The organism is Solwaraspora sp. WMMA2065 (assembly GCF_030345075.1).
Taxonomy (GTDB): domain Bacteria; phylum Actinomycetota; class Actinomycetes; order Mycobacteriales; family Micromonosporaceae; genus Micromonospora_E.
The window spans coordinates 6,703,805-6,717,503 of record NZ_CP128361.1 but is presented as its reverse complement, the minus strand read 5'-3'; the positions used below and the strand labels follow the sequence as shown (position 1 = coordinate 6,717,503).

At 70.8% G+C, this 13,699-nt stretch carries 13 protein-coding genes and 1 pseudogene; 7 read left to right on the top strand and 7 right to left on the bottom strand.

The window, feature by feature from the left end; genetic code table 11:
• The first annotated feature begins 2 nt into the window (after nucleotides 1–2).
• The 3 genes and pseudogenes from O7610_RS30815 to O7610_RS30345 all read left to right on the top strand — a co-directional run bounded on the left by O7610_RS30815 (nucleotide 3) and on the right by O7610_RS30345 (nucleotide 2,156).
• A pseudogene (locus tag O7610_RS30815) lies at nucleotides 3–655 on the top strand (nucleotidyl transferase AbiEii/AbiGii toxin family protein).
• The gene (locus O7610_RS30350; RefSeq protein WP_289212402.1) at nucleotides 652–780 is read left to right on the top strand and encodes a hypothetical protein; all 129 of its coding nucleotides are present in this window, start codon (nucleotides 652–654) and stop codon (nucleotides 778–780) included. The pseudogene O7610_RS30815 and the gene O7610_RS30350 overlap by 4 nt, the downstream one beginning before the upstream one ends.
• A 77-nt stretch (nucleotides 781–857) precedes the next feature.
• The gene (locus O7610_RS30345) at nucleotides 858–2,156 is read left to right on the top strand and encodes an MFS transporter (protein WP_289213718.1); all 1,299 of its coding nucleotides are present in this window, start codon (nucleotides 858–860) and stop codon (nucleotides 2,154–2,156) included.
• Here the strand turns inward: O7610_RS30345 and O7610_RS30340 are convergent.
• Nucleotides 2,147–2,899, bottom strand: coding sequence for a DUF2306 domain-containing protein (locus O7610_RS30340; protein ID WP_289212401.1), 753 nt, complete (start codon nucleotides 2,897–2,899; stop codon nucleotides 2,147–2,149). The genes O7610_RS30345 and O7610_RS30340 overlap by 10 nt on opposite strands.
• An 81-nt stretch (nucleotides 2,900–2,980) precedes the next feature.
• On the opposite strand from O7610_RS30340, the gene O7610_RS30335 reads away from it, so the two are divergent.
• Nucleotides 2,981–3,574 (top strand): TetR/AcrR family transcriptional regulator, encoded by a 594-nt coding sequence (locus O7610_RS30335; protein ID WP_281553723.1) that lies wholly within the window; start codon nucleotides 2,981–2,983, stop codon nucleotides 3,572–3,574.
• A 160-nt stretch (nucleotides 3,575–3,734) separates the two neighbouring features.
• Here the strand turns inward: O7610_RS30335 and O7610_RS30330 are convergent, their stop codons facing one another.
• Complete coding sequence (locus O7610_RS30330) at nucleotides 3,735–3,920, bottom strand: DUF397 domain-containing protein (protein ID WP_281553722.1); 186 nt, start codon at nucleotides 3,918–3,920, stop codon at nucleotides 3,735–3,737.
• Nucleotides 3,911–4,696, bottom strand: a complete 786-nt coding sequence (locus O7610_RS30325; protein WP_289212400.1) for a helix-turn-helix domain-containing protein — start codon at nucleotides 4,694–4,696, stop codon at nucleotides 3,911–3,913. The genes O7610_RS30330 and O7610_RS30325 overlap by 10 nt, the downstream gene beginning before the upstream one ends.
• Before the next feature lie 189 nt (nucleotides 4,697–4,885).
• On the opposite strand from O7610_RS30325, the gene O7610_RS30320 reads away from it, so the two are divergent.
• Both O7610_RS30320 and O7610_RS30315 read left to right on the top strand, forming a co-directional pair.
• Nucleotides 4,886–5,272: a hypothetical protein gene (locus O7610_RS30320; RefSeq protein WP_289212399.1), complete on the top strand. Its 387-nt coding sequence runs from the start codon at nucleotides 4,886–4,888 to the stop codon at nucleotides 5,270–5,272.
• Nucleotides 5,265–5,540, top strand: a complete 276-nt coding sequence (locus tag O7610_RS30315) for a hypothetical protein (RefSeq protein ID WP_281553719.1) — start codon at nucleotides 5,265–5,267, stop codon at nucleotides 5,538–5,540. Before O7610_RS30320 ends, O7610_RS30315 begins: the two co-directional genes overlap by 8 nt.
• Nucleotides 5,541–6,019: 479 nt before the next feature.
• Here the strand turns inward: O7610_RS30315 and xylB are convergent, their stop codons facing one another.
• Both xylB and xylA read right to left on the bottom strand, forming a co-directional pair.
• Nucleotides 6,020–7,438: a xylulokinase gene (xylB, locus tag O7610_RS30310; RefSeq protein WP_289212398.1), complete on the bottom strand. Its 1,419-nt coding sequence runs from the start codon at nucleotides 7,436–7,438 to the stop codon at nucleotides 6,020–6,022.
• Between the two features lie 51 nt (nucleotides 7,439–7,489).
• Nucleotides 7,490–8,677 carry a xylose isomerase gene (gene xylA / locus O7610_RS30305; protein ID WP_289212397.1) on the bottom strand — a complete coding sequence of 396 codons (1,188 nt, stop codon included), beginning with the start codon at nucleotides 8,675–8,677 and terminating at the stop codon, nucleotides 7,490–7,492.
• Nucleotides 8,678–8,751: 74 nt separating this feature from the next.
• Here xylA and O7610_RS30300 point away from each other — a divergent pair, with 74 nt between their 5' ends.
• Nucleotides 8,752–10,008: an ROK family protein gene (locus tag O7610_RS30300; protein ID WP_281553716.1), complete on the top strand. Its 1,257-nt coding sequence runs from the start codon at nucleotides 8,752–8,754 to the stop codon at nucleotides 10,006–10,008.
• A 15-nt stretch (nucleotides 10,009–10,023) separates the two neighbouring features.
• Here O7610_RS30300 and O7610_RS30295 read toward each other — a convergent pair whose 3' ends face one another.
• Both O7610_RS30295 and O7610_RS30290 read right to left on the bottom strand, forming a co-directional pair.
• A complete protein-coding gene (locus tag O7610_RS30295; protein WP_289213717.1) occupies nucleotides 10,024–11,478 on the bottom strand; it encodes a sugar transferase in 1,455 nt (484 codons plus the stop codon).
• 272 nt (nucleotides 11,479–11,750) lie between these two features.
• Nucleotides 11,751–13,496: a VWA domain-containing protein gene (locus O7610_RS30290; RefSeq protein WP_289212396.1), complete on the bottom strand. Its 1,746-nt coding sequence runs from the start codon at nucleotides 13,494–13,496 to the stop codon at nucleotides 11,751–11,753.
• Nucleotides 13,497–13,699: the final 203 nt, after the last annotated feature.

Sequence of the window (13,699 nt, the reverse complement as noted above, 5' to 3'; positions counted from 1 at the left end):
CAGTGGACGCCTTCCACGAACGACTCGCCCGCACCGGGCTTGCCGCCGCCCGCCGGTACGGTTTCGCACTCGCCGGCGGCTACGCCGTCCAAGCCGCCGGCCTGCTCGAACGCCCCAGTGAGGACGTCGACCTGTTCACGGCCTGGGACCGCCGCGACGAATTCAGCACCGCAGTCACGGCCGTCGTGGATGGCTACCGCGACGACGGACTGACCGTCGACATTGAGCGACGTACGACACGTTCGCCCGGCTGACGGTCTCCGACAGCACCCGTGTCTCGAAGGTGGAGCTGGGTGTGGACTGGCGCGCCAACGAACCCATCCTCATGGCGATTGGACCGGTGCTCCACCCTGACGACGCGGTCACGAACAAGATGAGCGCTCTCTACGGGCGAGCATACGCCCGCGACTTCATCGACATCGACGCCACGCTCCGATCCGGCCGCTACACCCAGGAAGCCCTCCTCGATCTCGCACAGCACGCCGACCGCGGCTTCGACCGACGCATCTTCGCCGACGCGCTGGGACAAGCCAGTCGGCTCGATCCCGACGAATTCGCTCCGTACGGCGTCACCGACCAGGCGCTGGACGACCTCCGCGATCAGTTCGCCGCATGGCGCCGCAAGCTACTCGACGGGCAGCACCCAACGTCTTGACCCGCAAGGTCGTCGAGGCCGGCGGCGAGTTGACACGTCCGTTGCGACCGGATTTCGGCATTGATATGTCCGGCGACGCGACTCGCGTCTGTTTTCCGCTGGGCGCGAACCTACTGGCGGTGTGACCGACGGTTGGAATGCTATCGGGATGGCCGTTCGGGAAGCCCTGCCGTCGTTCGTCCGGTCGTCGCCCTACTGGCCGGTGGTCAGGCATCGGATCCTGCGCCGGCTGCTTCCCGGGTTCGGTTTGTCGTATGTGGGCGAGGGCATGAGCCTGCTCGCGGTCAGTTGGCTCGCGATCCAGTTGGCGCCTGAGCGCAGCGCCGGTGTCTGGGTGGCGGTGGCGGTCGCCGCATACACACTGCCGGGTGCGCTCGGCAGCGTGTTGTTCGGCCGACTGCTGAACGGTCGCAGTGGTGCCCAACTGGCGGCGTGGGACGCTGTCCTGCGGGCGGTGGTACTGGCGATGATCCCGGTGGTGTACCTCGCCGGAGCACTCGACATCGCGCTGTACACCGTGCTGTTGGGGCTTTCCTCGCTGTTGCGGTCCTGGGGATCGGCGGGCCGGTTCACCCTCATTGCCGAACTGCTGCCACAGGAACACCGGCTGGCAGGCAATGCGCTCATTGGCCTGTTCGCCGAGGCGTCGATGCTGGTCGGTCCGGCATTGGCGGCGATCCTCATCGGTGTCGGCGGTCCGGTCCTCGTCATCGCCGTCACCGCCGCGACCTTCGCGGTCCTCGCGATCACCTACCTGCTCGCCGTGCCGAGGACCGCCCGAGCCCCGATCGAGCAGCGGCAGGCGTCCAGCCTGGCCGGCTTCACCGCGATCTGGCGCGACCGCACCCTGTTGGGCCTGGCCGCCCTGACCTTCGGCTTCTTCTTCCTCTACGGACCGGTGCAGGTGGCGCTACCGATCCACGCCGTACAGGCACTCGGCGGCTCGGCCGGAGCCCTCGCCGCGTTCTGGACGGTGTTCGCGGTCGGAGCGATCGTCGGCGGCTTCGCCGCCGGCTACCTCCGCCGCTGGCCACTGTGGCCGACCACGATCGCCATCGTGCTCGGCTGGGGGGCGGCGCTGCTGCCACTCGGCCTCGGCGCACCCACCGGCCTCGCCCTTGCCGCGTTCGCGGTTGGCGGACTGATCTGGGCGCCGTTTCCCGCCACCACGATGGCCCTGCTGCAACAGTCGACCGACGGCACCATGAGAGCACCCGTGCTCGCCGCGTACGCCGCCATCGTGACCTTGTCCGTGCCGCTCGGCACCGTGGCCGGAGGGCCGCTGATCACCGCAGTCGGTGCCCGACCCACCATCGTCGCCTCGGCCGTGCTGACTCTGGCCTTCGGCGCGGCGGCGGCAGGTATCGCGTTGTTCAGGGCGTACCGATCGAAGCGCGGCAGGCAGGAAGTCCACGACCAGCCAGGCGAGCCCATACAAGGTGCTGACGGCTCGGTCCCGATAGCCGCAGGCACCAGTGCGGCGCAGCAGGATCAGCCCTGATCCACGGGCTTCAGGTCGACGAGGCGGTACGAGGGCAGCCCGCGTCGGCGGATCAGCCACTCGGCGACGATCACGTTGGGCAACCAGGACAGGAACGGCACGGCGGCGTAGGCGGTCTCGAACAGCAGGTCCGGGTCCGCGTCCGGTCCGGCGAACGGCAACTGTACGACGATGAGGACGCCAACCCACGAGCGCAGCGTGACAGCGGCGAACGTCAACGCGTAGTTGCGGATCATCCAGGCCTGATGCTGACGCAGGTCCCGCCGCCGTGCGGTGTCGAAGCCGCGCCACGCCGTGTACGCCCACAGCAGCGCGACTGCGCCGAAGCCGAAGAAGCCGACCATCCGGGCCTGGTTGAACGGCAGCATCACCAGCGCGCTCACCGCCGCGACGCCGACGGTGAGCAGGTACGCCACGCCGACCGAGCGGTGAGCCACCGGCCAGCGGCGGCGCAGCCGCTGGGAGAACTGCCACGGCCCGAGCAGCAGCGCGAGCGACCCGAGGGCGACGTGGACGTAGAAGGCCCACCGGACCGGCAGCGGCGCGTCCACGTAGGTGCGGGCCAGCCCGGCACCGTCGTCGGCGAGGGCGCGCAGGTCGGCGCTGGCGTAGGTGTACAGCGAGAATCCGCCGATCGCGAGCGAGGTGAGCAGCACCGCCGTCCAGCCGGTGCGGGACCGCCGCACCGGTCTTCTGCTGGTCGTTCGCACCGGTGGTGACGCCACCACTGCCGTGTCGCTCATGACCGCCCCCTTGGCAAGTATGTAAGTGCCATTCACAATGTAAGTGACGTCAACATACGGCCTGATGTTAATGTCGTCAACATGGCAGCTGGGGCCACTCGCCGGACGTACCACCACGGAGCGCTACGCGATGCGCTGCTCGCCGGTGCCCGGGAGTTGCTGGCCGAACGCGGCGCGGAGGCCTTCAGCCTCAACGAGCTGGCCCGGCGGGTCGGCGTCAGCTCCGCAGCGCCGTACCGGCATTTCACCGACCGCGAGGCGCTGCTGTCCGCGCTGCGTGACGAGGGGTACGACGCATTCGGTGCCGCTCAGCGCGCCGCCGCCGCGCAGGCAACCGACCCCGCCGACCGGATCATCCGCCTGGTCGCCGCGTACCTGCGCTTCGCCGAGGAGAACAGCGCGATCTTCGGCATGATGTTCCGGTACTGGTCGTGGGCCGAGGTGCGGCCCGACACCTTCGCCCCTCTGGTGGGGGCGGTGGCCGAGGCGCAGGAGGCGGGTTTCCTGCCCGCCGGTCAGTCCGCCACCACGCTGGCCCGCACCATCTGGTGCACCGTCCACGGCCTGACCACCCTGCGTCTCACCGGTGGCCTGACGAAACTCGGCCTGGACGCCCCGACGGACCAGCTGATCCGCGACACGTTCGCGGCGATCCTGCGCGACCCGGCCGGCTGAGATTGACGTCGTCGAGGTGAGGCTGACGCACGCTATTTTCGTGTTTTAACGTGCGTCAGCCTCACCTCGACGAACGCGGAGGAGCCCCGGGACCGTGGCGACTGGGGCGGGGTCCTGGGGCTCTGTGTGCTCCGGCTACGGAAAGCGGTTCGTCGCGGGCTCAGGCGTACGCCTTGGCCAGCTCGACGAAGCTCGACCACGACGACGGGGCGAACGCCAACGAGCCGCCGTCACGGTTCTTGGTGTCCCGGACGTAGACGCGGCCCGGCAGGTTGTCGGCCACCTCGACACAGTTCGCCGAGTCGGACCTGGTGCTCTTGCGCCAACGCGCCTCGGTCAGCTCCATGTCTCGATCGCCTCCATGATCATCTCGTGGGACTGCTGGCCGGGCAGAGCGTACCCCCGGATCGTCTCCCAGTCCTCTTCCAGCGCCTCGGTGGCATCCGTGGCTTCGATCAACCGCCCTTCCAGGTGGCCTTCGAGGAAGCCGACCGTCCGGCCGTCCACGGTCGCCAGCACCATCGGCCCGAGCACCCCGGGATAGCCACCGGTGGCGAACGGCACGATGTGCACCTGCACGTTCTGCCGCTGGTTGGCGTCGGCGATCGCCTTCAACTGGTCGCGCATCACCTCCGACCCGCCCACGGATCTGCGCAACACGATTTCGTCGAGCACCACCACCAGCCGGCAGGCGTTGGTGGCCCGGGTGACGATTTCCTGCCGGTCCAGTCGGGCGGCCAGGGTCGGCTCAAGCTCCTCCGGCTTGGTGTTGAGCGCCTGCAACAGAGCCCGCGCGTACGCCTCGGTCTGCAGCAGGCCGGGCATCACCATCGGTTGGAAGATCCGCAGCAGTTTCGCGCGGCCCTCGTACTCGACGAACGGGCGGTACCACACCGGGGTCCACTCGCCACGGATGAACTCCCGATAGAACTTCATGAACGCGGTGCCGTACACCCGGTCCACCGCACCTAGGTAGTCCGGGAGCGCCGGCCGCTCGCCGCGCTCCACCGCCCCGACGTGCGACGCCGAGAAGTGCAGGCGCTCACCCCAGGACTCCTGGGTGAGCCCCAGCATCTCTCGGACGCGACGAAGGTCCTCTACCAGATACTCGCTCGCAGACATAGCCTTTCACGTCCCCCAATTCATCACGGCGCACCACTGACCGGTGCCGGACGATTGCTGGAGCCACCCGTCGGAGCGCCATGGCCACCTGGTCACCCTCGGTCGCCATTCATCTTCCGCCGAGTGGGGCTGGCAGTCCAGGGTGGAAATTGACGGATACCCCGATCGTCTCCACCCGGAGGGGGAACAGTGCCCAGGAACGACGGCATCGGCGGGACTCCCCGCCTCGCCCGATACATCTCGTTCAGATCTGCGGACCATTCGGCAGCATCCATTCCCGACCCGCCGGACCGACTCATCCGGTCGCCCGAGATGTCCCGGGCGGTCCACGACGCGAACTCGACCGCCCGCACCCACATCCCGAACCCGACCACCGGCGAGTGCCACCGGTGCGGCGGCGTGCCTGGACCCTGCCGGCCGTTCCTGCGGGCGATCGCCATCCTGGATCGGTGGGACCCCAGTAGCGCCCGGCGGATCCGAGCCGTGCTCCATCTCTCCGGGCTGATGACCGCCGGCTACCCGCACGACGACCAGGACGAGTCCGCCGAATCGTACGGAGCGTCGGAGGATGCCTGACGATGAAGCTCTGGTGTGCCCCGGGGATCTGGTGGCGCTGCGGCAGTGCGACCACGTGGACGGCAAGCGCCCGGTCCGGCTCCGGGTCCAGGAGGTCTGGCCCTCCCCCGAGTGGCGCTCGTGGGTGCTGCTCTACGGCAGGGAAATCAACGACGAGGAACCTGACCGCGACGGCAAGGCGGTCGGGGTCCAGGCGTTCAAGGACGTGCTCGGCCGGCCGGGCGTTGTGATCAAGGCGGACCGGAGGCTACCGCCCGGTCCCTGCTGAACGCCCGTCGGTCGGCCCGCCGAAATCTCCCCGGGCGGGCCGACCGACGGGTCAGCGGCGGGGTGCCGACGACGGCAGCACAGGCCCCACGCCGCCTGGCTGAGCGCCGCCGCTTTGCGTAACCGCCGGAGTTCCTTTACCAGAAACCTGCTGCCGCTCATAGACCTTCGCGCCCCTCAATTCAACACCGGACGCCACGCGCCGGCCACCGGCACTCCCGACCCCACCCACAGCCCTTCCGCGTCACCACCGAGTCACTCCGGGTGGTCATCCATCTTCCGTCGGCCGGGGGTGGCAGTCCAGGATGGAAATTGACGGACAGCGTCCCCTGAACGCCCCGGGGCGCAGCACATCCCACCGGTCTTTGGAACCCCGAGGGGGGCCGGCAACCCCCGACCGGGTGTCTCGGACGGGAGACCCGGGAAGCTGCGCCTCGGGGTCCGCACCTGCGATGCCAGGGAGAGGGCTCCGCCGCGAGATCAGCCGGCGGTGACCCGGTTCAGGACGTGGTCGCGGGCGTCGGCGTACCGGGCGCGGACGGAGGGCACCGCGTCGGCTGCGTACTCCTCGGTGTCGGCCGGGGTCCAGTCGGGCGCGTCCGGGGTGCCCAGCGCCAGCCAGGCGGCCTGCCGGGCGGCACCGTCGGCGACGTACTCCCCCGGCGGCGGCACCAGCACCGGGCAGCCGAACACCTCGGGCGCGATCCGGCGTACCGCCGCAGAGCGCGCCCCGCCGCCGACCAGGATGACCCGGTTGACGGCCGCGCCCTGCGCGACCAGGGCGTCCAGGCCGTCGGCGAGCGCGCAGAGCATGCCCTCGACGGCGGCCCGCGCCAGATGCGCGGGGGTGCTGGTGGCCAGGGTGAGCCCGTGCAGCGAGCCGGTGGCCGTCGGCCGGTCCGGGGTGCGTTCCCCTTCGAGGTACGGCACCAGCACCAGCCCGTCCGCGCCGGCCGGCGCGCTCAGCGCCAGCTCGGCGAGCCGCTCGTGGTCGACGCCGAGCAGTTTCGCGGCGGCGTCGAGCACCCGGGCGGCGTTGAGGGTGGCGACCAGCGGCAGGAACCGGCCGGTGGTGTCGGCGAAACCGGCGACGGTGCCGCTGGGGTCGGCGGCCGGGGTGTCGGCGACGCTGAACACGGTGCCGGAGGTGCCGATCGAGACGATGACGTCGCCGGGGCGGGCACCGACGCCGAGCGCGGCGGCGGCGTTGTCACCGGCCCCCGGCCCGAGCGGTACGCCGGAGCGCAGCGCGCCGGCCGGGTCGGTGGGGCCGAGCACCGTCGGCACCAGCGGCGTCCGGCCGAAGGCGTGTTCGAGCAGGTCGGGGCGGTACTGGCCGGTCGCCGCCGACCAGTAGCCGGTGCCGCTGGCGTCGCTGCGGTCGGTCCGCAGCGCGGCCAGGTCGCCGGAGCCGGCCAGCCGCCAGGTCAGCCAGTCGTGCGGCAGGCAGACCGCAGCCGTACGGTCGGCCGATGCCGGCTCGGTGCGGGCCAGCCAGCGCAGTTTGGTGATGGTGAAGCTGGCCACCGGCACCAGGCCGACCGCGTCCGCCCAGGCCTGCCGGCCGGCGGTGCCGCCGCCGAACTCGTCGATCAGTTCGGCGGCGGCACCGGCCGAGCGGGTGTCGTTCCACAGCAGGGCCGGCCGGACCACCTGGCCGGCCTCGTCCAGGCAGACCATGCCGTGCTGTTGGCCGGCGACGGCGGCGGCGGCCACGTCGTCCAGCCCGCCGGCGGAGTCGACGGCCTGTTGCAGCGCCGTCCACCAGGCGTCCGGGTGCACCTCGGTGCCGTCCGGGTGCGCCGCCCGGCCCTCACGGACCAGCTTTCCGGTGTCCGCGTCGCGGATCACCACCTTGCACGACTGGGTCGACGAGTCGACGCCGGCGACGAGGGTCACGGCTGGGCCTCCATGCGGGGGTCGGGCGGGTTCGCGCTGAACGGTACGGGGTCAGCGGGCGGCGAGCAGGTGCTCGACGGCGAGCTGGTTGAGGCGGACGAAGTGGAAGCCCTGCTCGGCGACGGCCTCCGGGTCGAAGTCCTCGAAGCTGGCCCGGTCGGCGAGCAGGTCGGTGTAAGTCTCGCCCGGGTTGAGGGTGGGTACGGCCAGGTCCGGAACCTTGCTGGCGGCCAGAGCCTCCTGCACCTCGGGGTCGGCCCGGAACGCGGCGGCCCGCTCCTTGAGCAGCAGGTACGTCCGCATGTTGGCGGCGGCCGACGCCCACACGCCGGTGTAGTCCTCGGTGCGCGAGGGCTTGTAGTCGAAGTGCCGGGGGCCGTCGTAGGCGGGACCGCCGTCGGGGCCGCCGTTTTCCAGCAGGTCGACCAGGGAGAACGCGTTGAGCAGGTCGCCGTGGCCGAAGACGAGGTCCTGGTCGAACTTGACGCCGCGCTGGCCGTTGAGGTCGATGTGGAACAGTTTGCCGTGCCACAGGGCCTGGGCGATGCCGTGGGTGAAGTTGAGCCCGGCCATCTGCTCGTGGCCGACCTCGGGGTTGAGGCCGACCAGCTCCGGGTGGGCCAGGCTGGAGATGAACGCCAGGGCGTGGCCGACGGTGGGCAGCAGGATGTCGCCGCGCGGCTCGTTGGGCTTGGGCTCGATGGCGAAGCGCAGGCCGTAGCCGCGGTCGAGGACGTACTGGCCGAGCAGGTCGACGGCCTCGCGGTAGCGGTCGAGCGCGGCCCGGATGTCCTTGGCGTGGTCGTACTCGGAGCCTTCCCGGCCGCCCCACATGACGAAGGTCTTCGCGCCGAGCTCGGCGGCGAGGTCGATGTTGCGCAGCACCTTGCGCAGCGCGAACCGCCGGATGGAGCGGTCGTTGCTGGTGAAGCCGCCGTCCTTGAAGATCGGGTGGCCGAACAGGTTGGTGGTGACCATCGGCACCACCAGGCCGGTCTCCTCCAGTGCCTTGCGGAACCGGGCGATGTGCTGGTCGCGGCTGGCCGGGTCGGAGCCGAACGGGATCAGGTCGTCGTCGTGGAAGGTGATGCCGTACGCGCCGAGGTCGGCGAGCTGGTGCACCGCCTCGACGGCGTCGAGCGGGCCCCGGCTGGCGTCGCCGAACTGATCGCGGGCCTGCCATCCAACGGTCCAGAGCCCGAAGGAGAATTTGTCGGCCGGCGTGGGCTGGACTGTCATGGTGACCTCCGCGTAACACGACAGATTTGTTTAGTGATTGAATTATTTTCCCGACGTGTGGCATTGTCAAGGCCATGCGCACGCCAGAATCCCCGCTCCGCCAGGCTGGCCTGCGCGAGCACCACCTCGGCCTGGTGCTCCGCCAGGTCGCCGCCGCCACTCGCCCACCGTCCCGCGCCGAGATCGCCGCGACGACCGGGCTGACCCGGGCCACCGTCTCGGCCCTCGTCGACGAGTTGATCGGTGGAAGCCTGCTCACCGAGGTCGCACCGGTGCCCCGGACCGGGGCCGGCCGACCGGCCACCGGCCTGACGCTCGCCGCCGACGGGCCCGCCGGTCTCGGCCTGGAGATCAACGTCGACTACCTGGCCGCCTGCCTGGTGGATCTGTCCGGAACGGTACGCCATCGGGCGGTGCTACCGGCGGATCAACGGCCACACCCGCCGGAGCTGGTGCTGGCCCGGCTCGCCGCGCTGGCCGGCGAGGTGCTCACCGCGCCGCAGGCGCGCGATCTCCCGCTCGCCGGCGCCGCGCTGGCCGTACCCGGGCTGGTGACCCGGGACGGGCTCGTCCGGCTCGCGCCGAACCTCGGCTGGCACGACGTGGACGCTCCGGCCGTGCTGGCCGCCGCCGGCAGCCCGCTCGCCGGCGTACCGCTGACCGTGGACAACGAGGCCAACCTCGCCGCCCTGGGTGAGCTGCACGCCCGCCACGGTGAGCCGGCCGACTTCGTCTACGTCTCCGGCGAGATCGGCATCGGTGCCGGGATCGTGCTGGACGGTCGCCTGTTCCGGGGCACCCGGGGGTGGAGCGGCGAGCTCGGCCACCTCGCGGTCCGGCCGGACGGACCGAGCTGCCGCTGCGGGGCACGCGGCTGTCTCGAGCAGTACGCCGGTCAGGAGGCGATCCTGCGCTCGGCCGGCCTGGCCGGGCAGGGGCTGACCGCCACCGAGGCGCTGCGCCAGGTCGCCGAGCGGGCGGCAGGCTCCGAGCCACAGGTGCGCCGCGCGTTGACGGCGGCGGCCGCCGCGCTCGGTGTGGTGCTCGCCGGGGTGGTCAACCTGCTGGATGTGCAGACCATCGTGCTCGGTGGCATCTACGCACCGCTGGCCCCATGGCTGTCGCCGGCCGTCGAGGCGGAGATAGGTCGACGGGTGCTGACCGTCGGCTGGTCACCGGTGACCGTCCGGGCCTCGCTGCTCGGCGCCGAAGCGGCGGCGACCGGCGCGGCCGGCGCGGTGGTCCGGGCGGTACGCGACCACCCGGCCCCCTGGCTGGCCGCTGGCTTACGCCAACGGCCAGCAGAGCCCGCCCGTAGCCGAGGAGAGTAGGTACCGCAGCCCAGGTCAGTACGCGCCGCGGCCGTTGACGACCGCGCCGAAGGTCTTCCACAGGATGGTCAGATCGCTGGCCAGCGACCAGTTCTCCACGTAGTAGAGGTCGAGCCGGATGCCGTCCTCCCAGGACAGGTCGGACCGGCCGCTGACCTGCCACAGGCCGGTCATTCCGGGCTTGACCAGCAGCCGGCGGGCGACGTCGCCGTCGTAGCGGGCCACCTCCGACGGCAGCGGCGGTCGCGGCCCGACCAGGCTCATGTGGCCGAACAGTACGTTGGCCAGCTGTGGCAGCTCGTCGAGCGAGTACTTGCGCAGGAACCTGCCGACGCGGGTGATACGCGGGTCGTCGCGCATCTTGAACATCAGCCCGTCGGTTTCGTTCTTGGCCGCCAGCTCGGCGAGCAGCTTGTCGGCGTCGACCACCATCGTGCGGAACTTGTAGACGTGGAACTCCCGCCCGCCCTGGCCGACCCGGACCTGCTTGAAGATGACCGGGCCCCGGCTGTCGATCTTGATCGCCAGGGCAAGCAGGGTCAGGATCGGCAGCAGCAGGGTCACCGCCAGCAGCGACACCGACCGGTCGACGAAGCCCTTGACCAGCTTGCGGGTGCCCCGGAACTCGGGTGCCTCGACGTGGATCAGCGGCAGCCCGGCGACCGGCCGGGTGTGGATCCGCGGGCCGGCCACGTCGGTCAGCGCCGGGGCCAGCACCAGGTCGATGCCGGTGCCCTCCAGTTGCCAGCCGAGCCGGCGCAGCCGGGTGGCGGTCAGCTCCCCCGACGCGGTGACCGCGACGGTGTCGGCGCCGGTGGCGGCGGCGGCGTCCGGGATGTTGCGGAACGAACCGGCGACCGGCACGTCACCGAGCCGCTGCGGCACCGGGGCCAGCAGTGCGTCCGGGATGCAGGCGCCGACCACCCGGTAGCCCGCGTACGGCTCCCGCCGCAGGGTGTGCACCAGCTCCAGCACGTGCGGGGTGTCCCCGACCACCAGCACCTTGCGGAACCACCCCGTCCCGGTGGCCCGCTGACGGTGCAGGTACTTGCGGGCACCGAACCGTCCGGCGACCAGACCGACCGTGCCGACCGCGAAGGCCACCGCCAGGAAGCCCCGGCTGATCCCGACGTTGGCGACGTAGCCGATGATCGCCACGGTGCCGGCGAGCCGAAGGCTGGCGGTGATCACCCGCCGGTACTCGTCGGCGCCGTAGCCGAGCACCCGGTCGTCGTAGCAGCGCAGCAACTTCAGCGAGGCCAGCCACGCGACCATCAGGCAGGGGGTCGTCAGGACGTACGGTAGATCCGCTCCGGTGGCTTCCTCTGCACCGAAACGCACCAGGTAGCCGGCCAGCACGGCGGCGCAGAGCACGCCGATGTCAAGGGCTGCGATCGCCCGAATGTAGGCACGCTGTCGCGCGTGCAGCGCTGCGGTGGGCGCTCCCGGTGTGGGTTCCGGTTGCACCACCGCAGCGTTGACCAAAGTCGCCGACGTCACTAGCCCTCCCCAGCTTGCTCGAGTCGACGCAGACCCCGGGCACCTCGCTGGCCCGTCGTTGGTACCGGTGGTGCCACGGCACCCCGATATCTTGGCCCACCATCCGGCAGGGCCGAAGCTTGCGACAGATTACCGTCAGTCGGCCAGAGGGCTTCCACATTAGAGGTACTATATGGAGCCATTTCACAACCCTCAGTCACTCGATGGCTCGACATAACCCCTCAAACCGCCACAACACCGACTCAGCGCACGGTTGTCGGGCGGAGAGCGATCGCCTTGAGCAAGATGTCACCGATGTTGGCCGGATCCTCGGTTACGAACACCCCGCCGCCGGTGGTATTGGTGATCGACTCCAGTTCCTCCTGACTCACTCCGTCGCCGATGCCGATGTAGATCACCTGGATGGGCCGCTGTGGATCAGCCACCTCGGCCAGCTCGGCCAACAGCTCATCCTGGGTCAACCCGCTGTCGTCCTCGTTCCTACCATCAGTGAAGATGACCACCGAGTTGACACGCCCGGCTGCCCATTCGTCCTGCATCGTCAGATAAGCGGCGAGCGTCGTGTCGTACAAACCGGTATTTCCGTTTCGCTTCGGCACGACCTCCGACAGCGCCGCTTCCAGCTCGGCCCGACGGCTACTCAACGGGCTGATCGGGACGAGCTCCCGCCAGTCCTGCTCGCCGTCCAACTGAGTGGAGAAGATCCACAGTCCGAGGGCCCACGAATCGTCGAACAGACCGAGTCCTCGGCGGGCCGCCTCCCGGGTGAGGTCGGCGCGGGTGACGTTGTCCGCGGTGGGCACCGGCTCCAGCATCGAACCGGAGACGTCGATCACCGCGAGCATCTGAGCGGGCAGGGTGACCGACGTCCAGGTCGCGAGGGTCCGGTCGATCACCACCGGGTCCAAACCACCGGCCGCCGTACCGCCGGAGTCCGGGGTGACGGTCGCCGGAGCGGTGCCGGCCGGACTGGGTGCTCCCTGGGGGGCGCTGAAGCCGGCACCCCAGGTGCCGTCCGGCGCCCGTAGCCCCTGGTCACCGAGCCGGTTTCGGAACCCGGCACCGGTCAGCACCGAGTAGAAGCCGGCCGCCGCCGCGGCTGTCGCCGGGTCGGCACCGGGCAGCACCGCGTACGGGTAGTCGAGCGACATCGGCGCCGGCTCCAGGTACAGCGCCGCGAGCGCGATCGGCGGCTGCGCGGCGTTGTACTCGATCACGTCCTCCTCGGACAGGGCGGCGGCACCGAGCGCGGAGGCGACCGACGCGGGATCAGCCGAGCGGGGGAAGCGGGCGATCAGGTCCTCCCGCAGCGCGGACCGGCCGGTGGCCAGGGCACGCAGCGCCGCCGTGGTCGCCTGCTGCGCGTTCGCGCCTGCCTCGCCGGCCGCCTCACCGAGGGCGAGCAGGCCGGACAACCCGGCCGCATCGCGGGTCGGTTCGACGATGCCGGTCCTCAGCTCGGTGCCGGTGGTGATCTGCTGCAGCAGGTCGGTCCAGGTCAGCTGCTGGTCGGGCCAGCCCAGGTTGGTCGCCACCGGCTCGGGCATCGCGACCACCACCGGGCTGCGGGCCACCGACTCGTTGTTGGCCGGGGTGAACCCGGGGGCCAGTGAACTCAGCCGGAGCAGCCAGGTGGACGAATCGGGCACCCACACGTCCGGCGCAATCGCCGTACCGCTGGCCTGGCCGACCCCGGCCAGCGCGACACCGTGCTGCCCGGCCACCACAGCGGCCACGTCGACCGGGTCGGATGCGGTGACCTCGACCGCGACGCAGGTGTCACCGACCGCGCCGCTGTCGGCCCGCCAACGATCCGCCGCCGCCTGCACGGCGGGCGCGATCTCCGGCGCGGCGGAGACGACCAGCGGCAGCGCCCCGGAGCAGGACTCGGCGGCGAGACGTTGGTAGCCGAACCAGACCCCGGTGGTGACGACGACCAGCGCCATCGCCGCTGCGATGGCGCTGGCTCCGCGAACTCGACGTCGCATCCGATGGCGGCCTGGCACGGTCCCATACTCCGGATGAGCAGGGCATCGTGCCAGGTACGTTCGGACGAAAGTTACGGAGGAGAAACACTTAAAGGGAAAGTGGTGACTTCAGGTAGCCACGCCACTTCCGTACGCTTCGAGAAGTCCGGCAGGATGCTGTCGACCTCGACAAACAGCCCGCCGCATCACGAGCCAGGCATCAG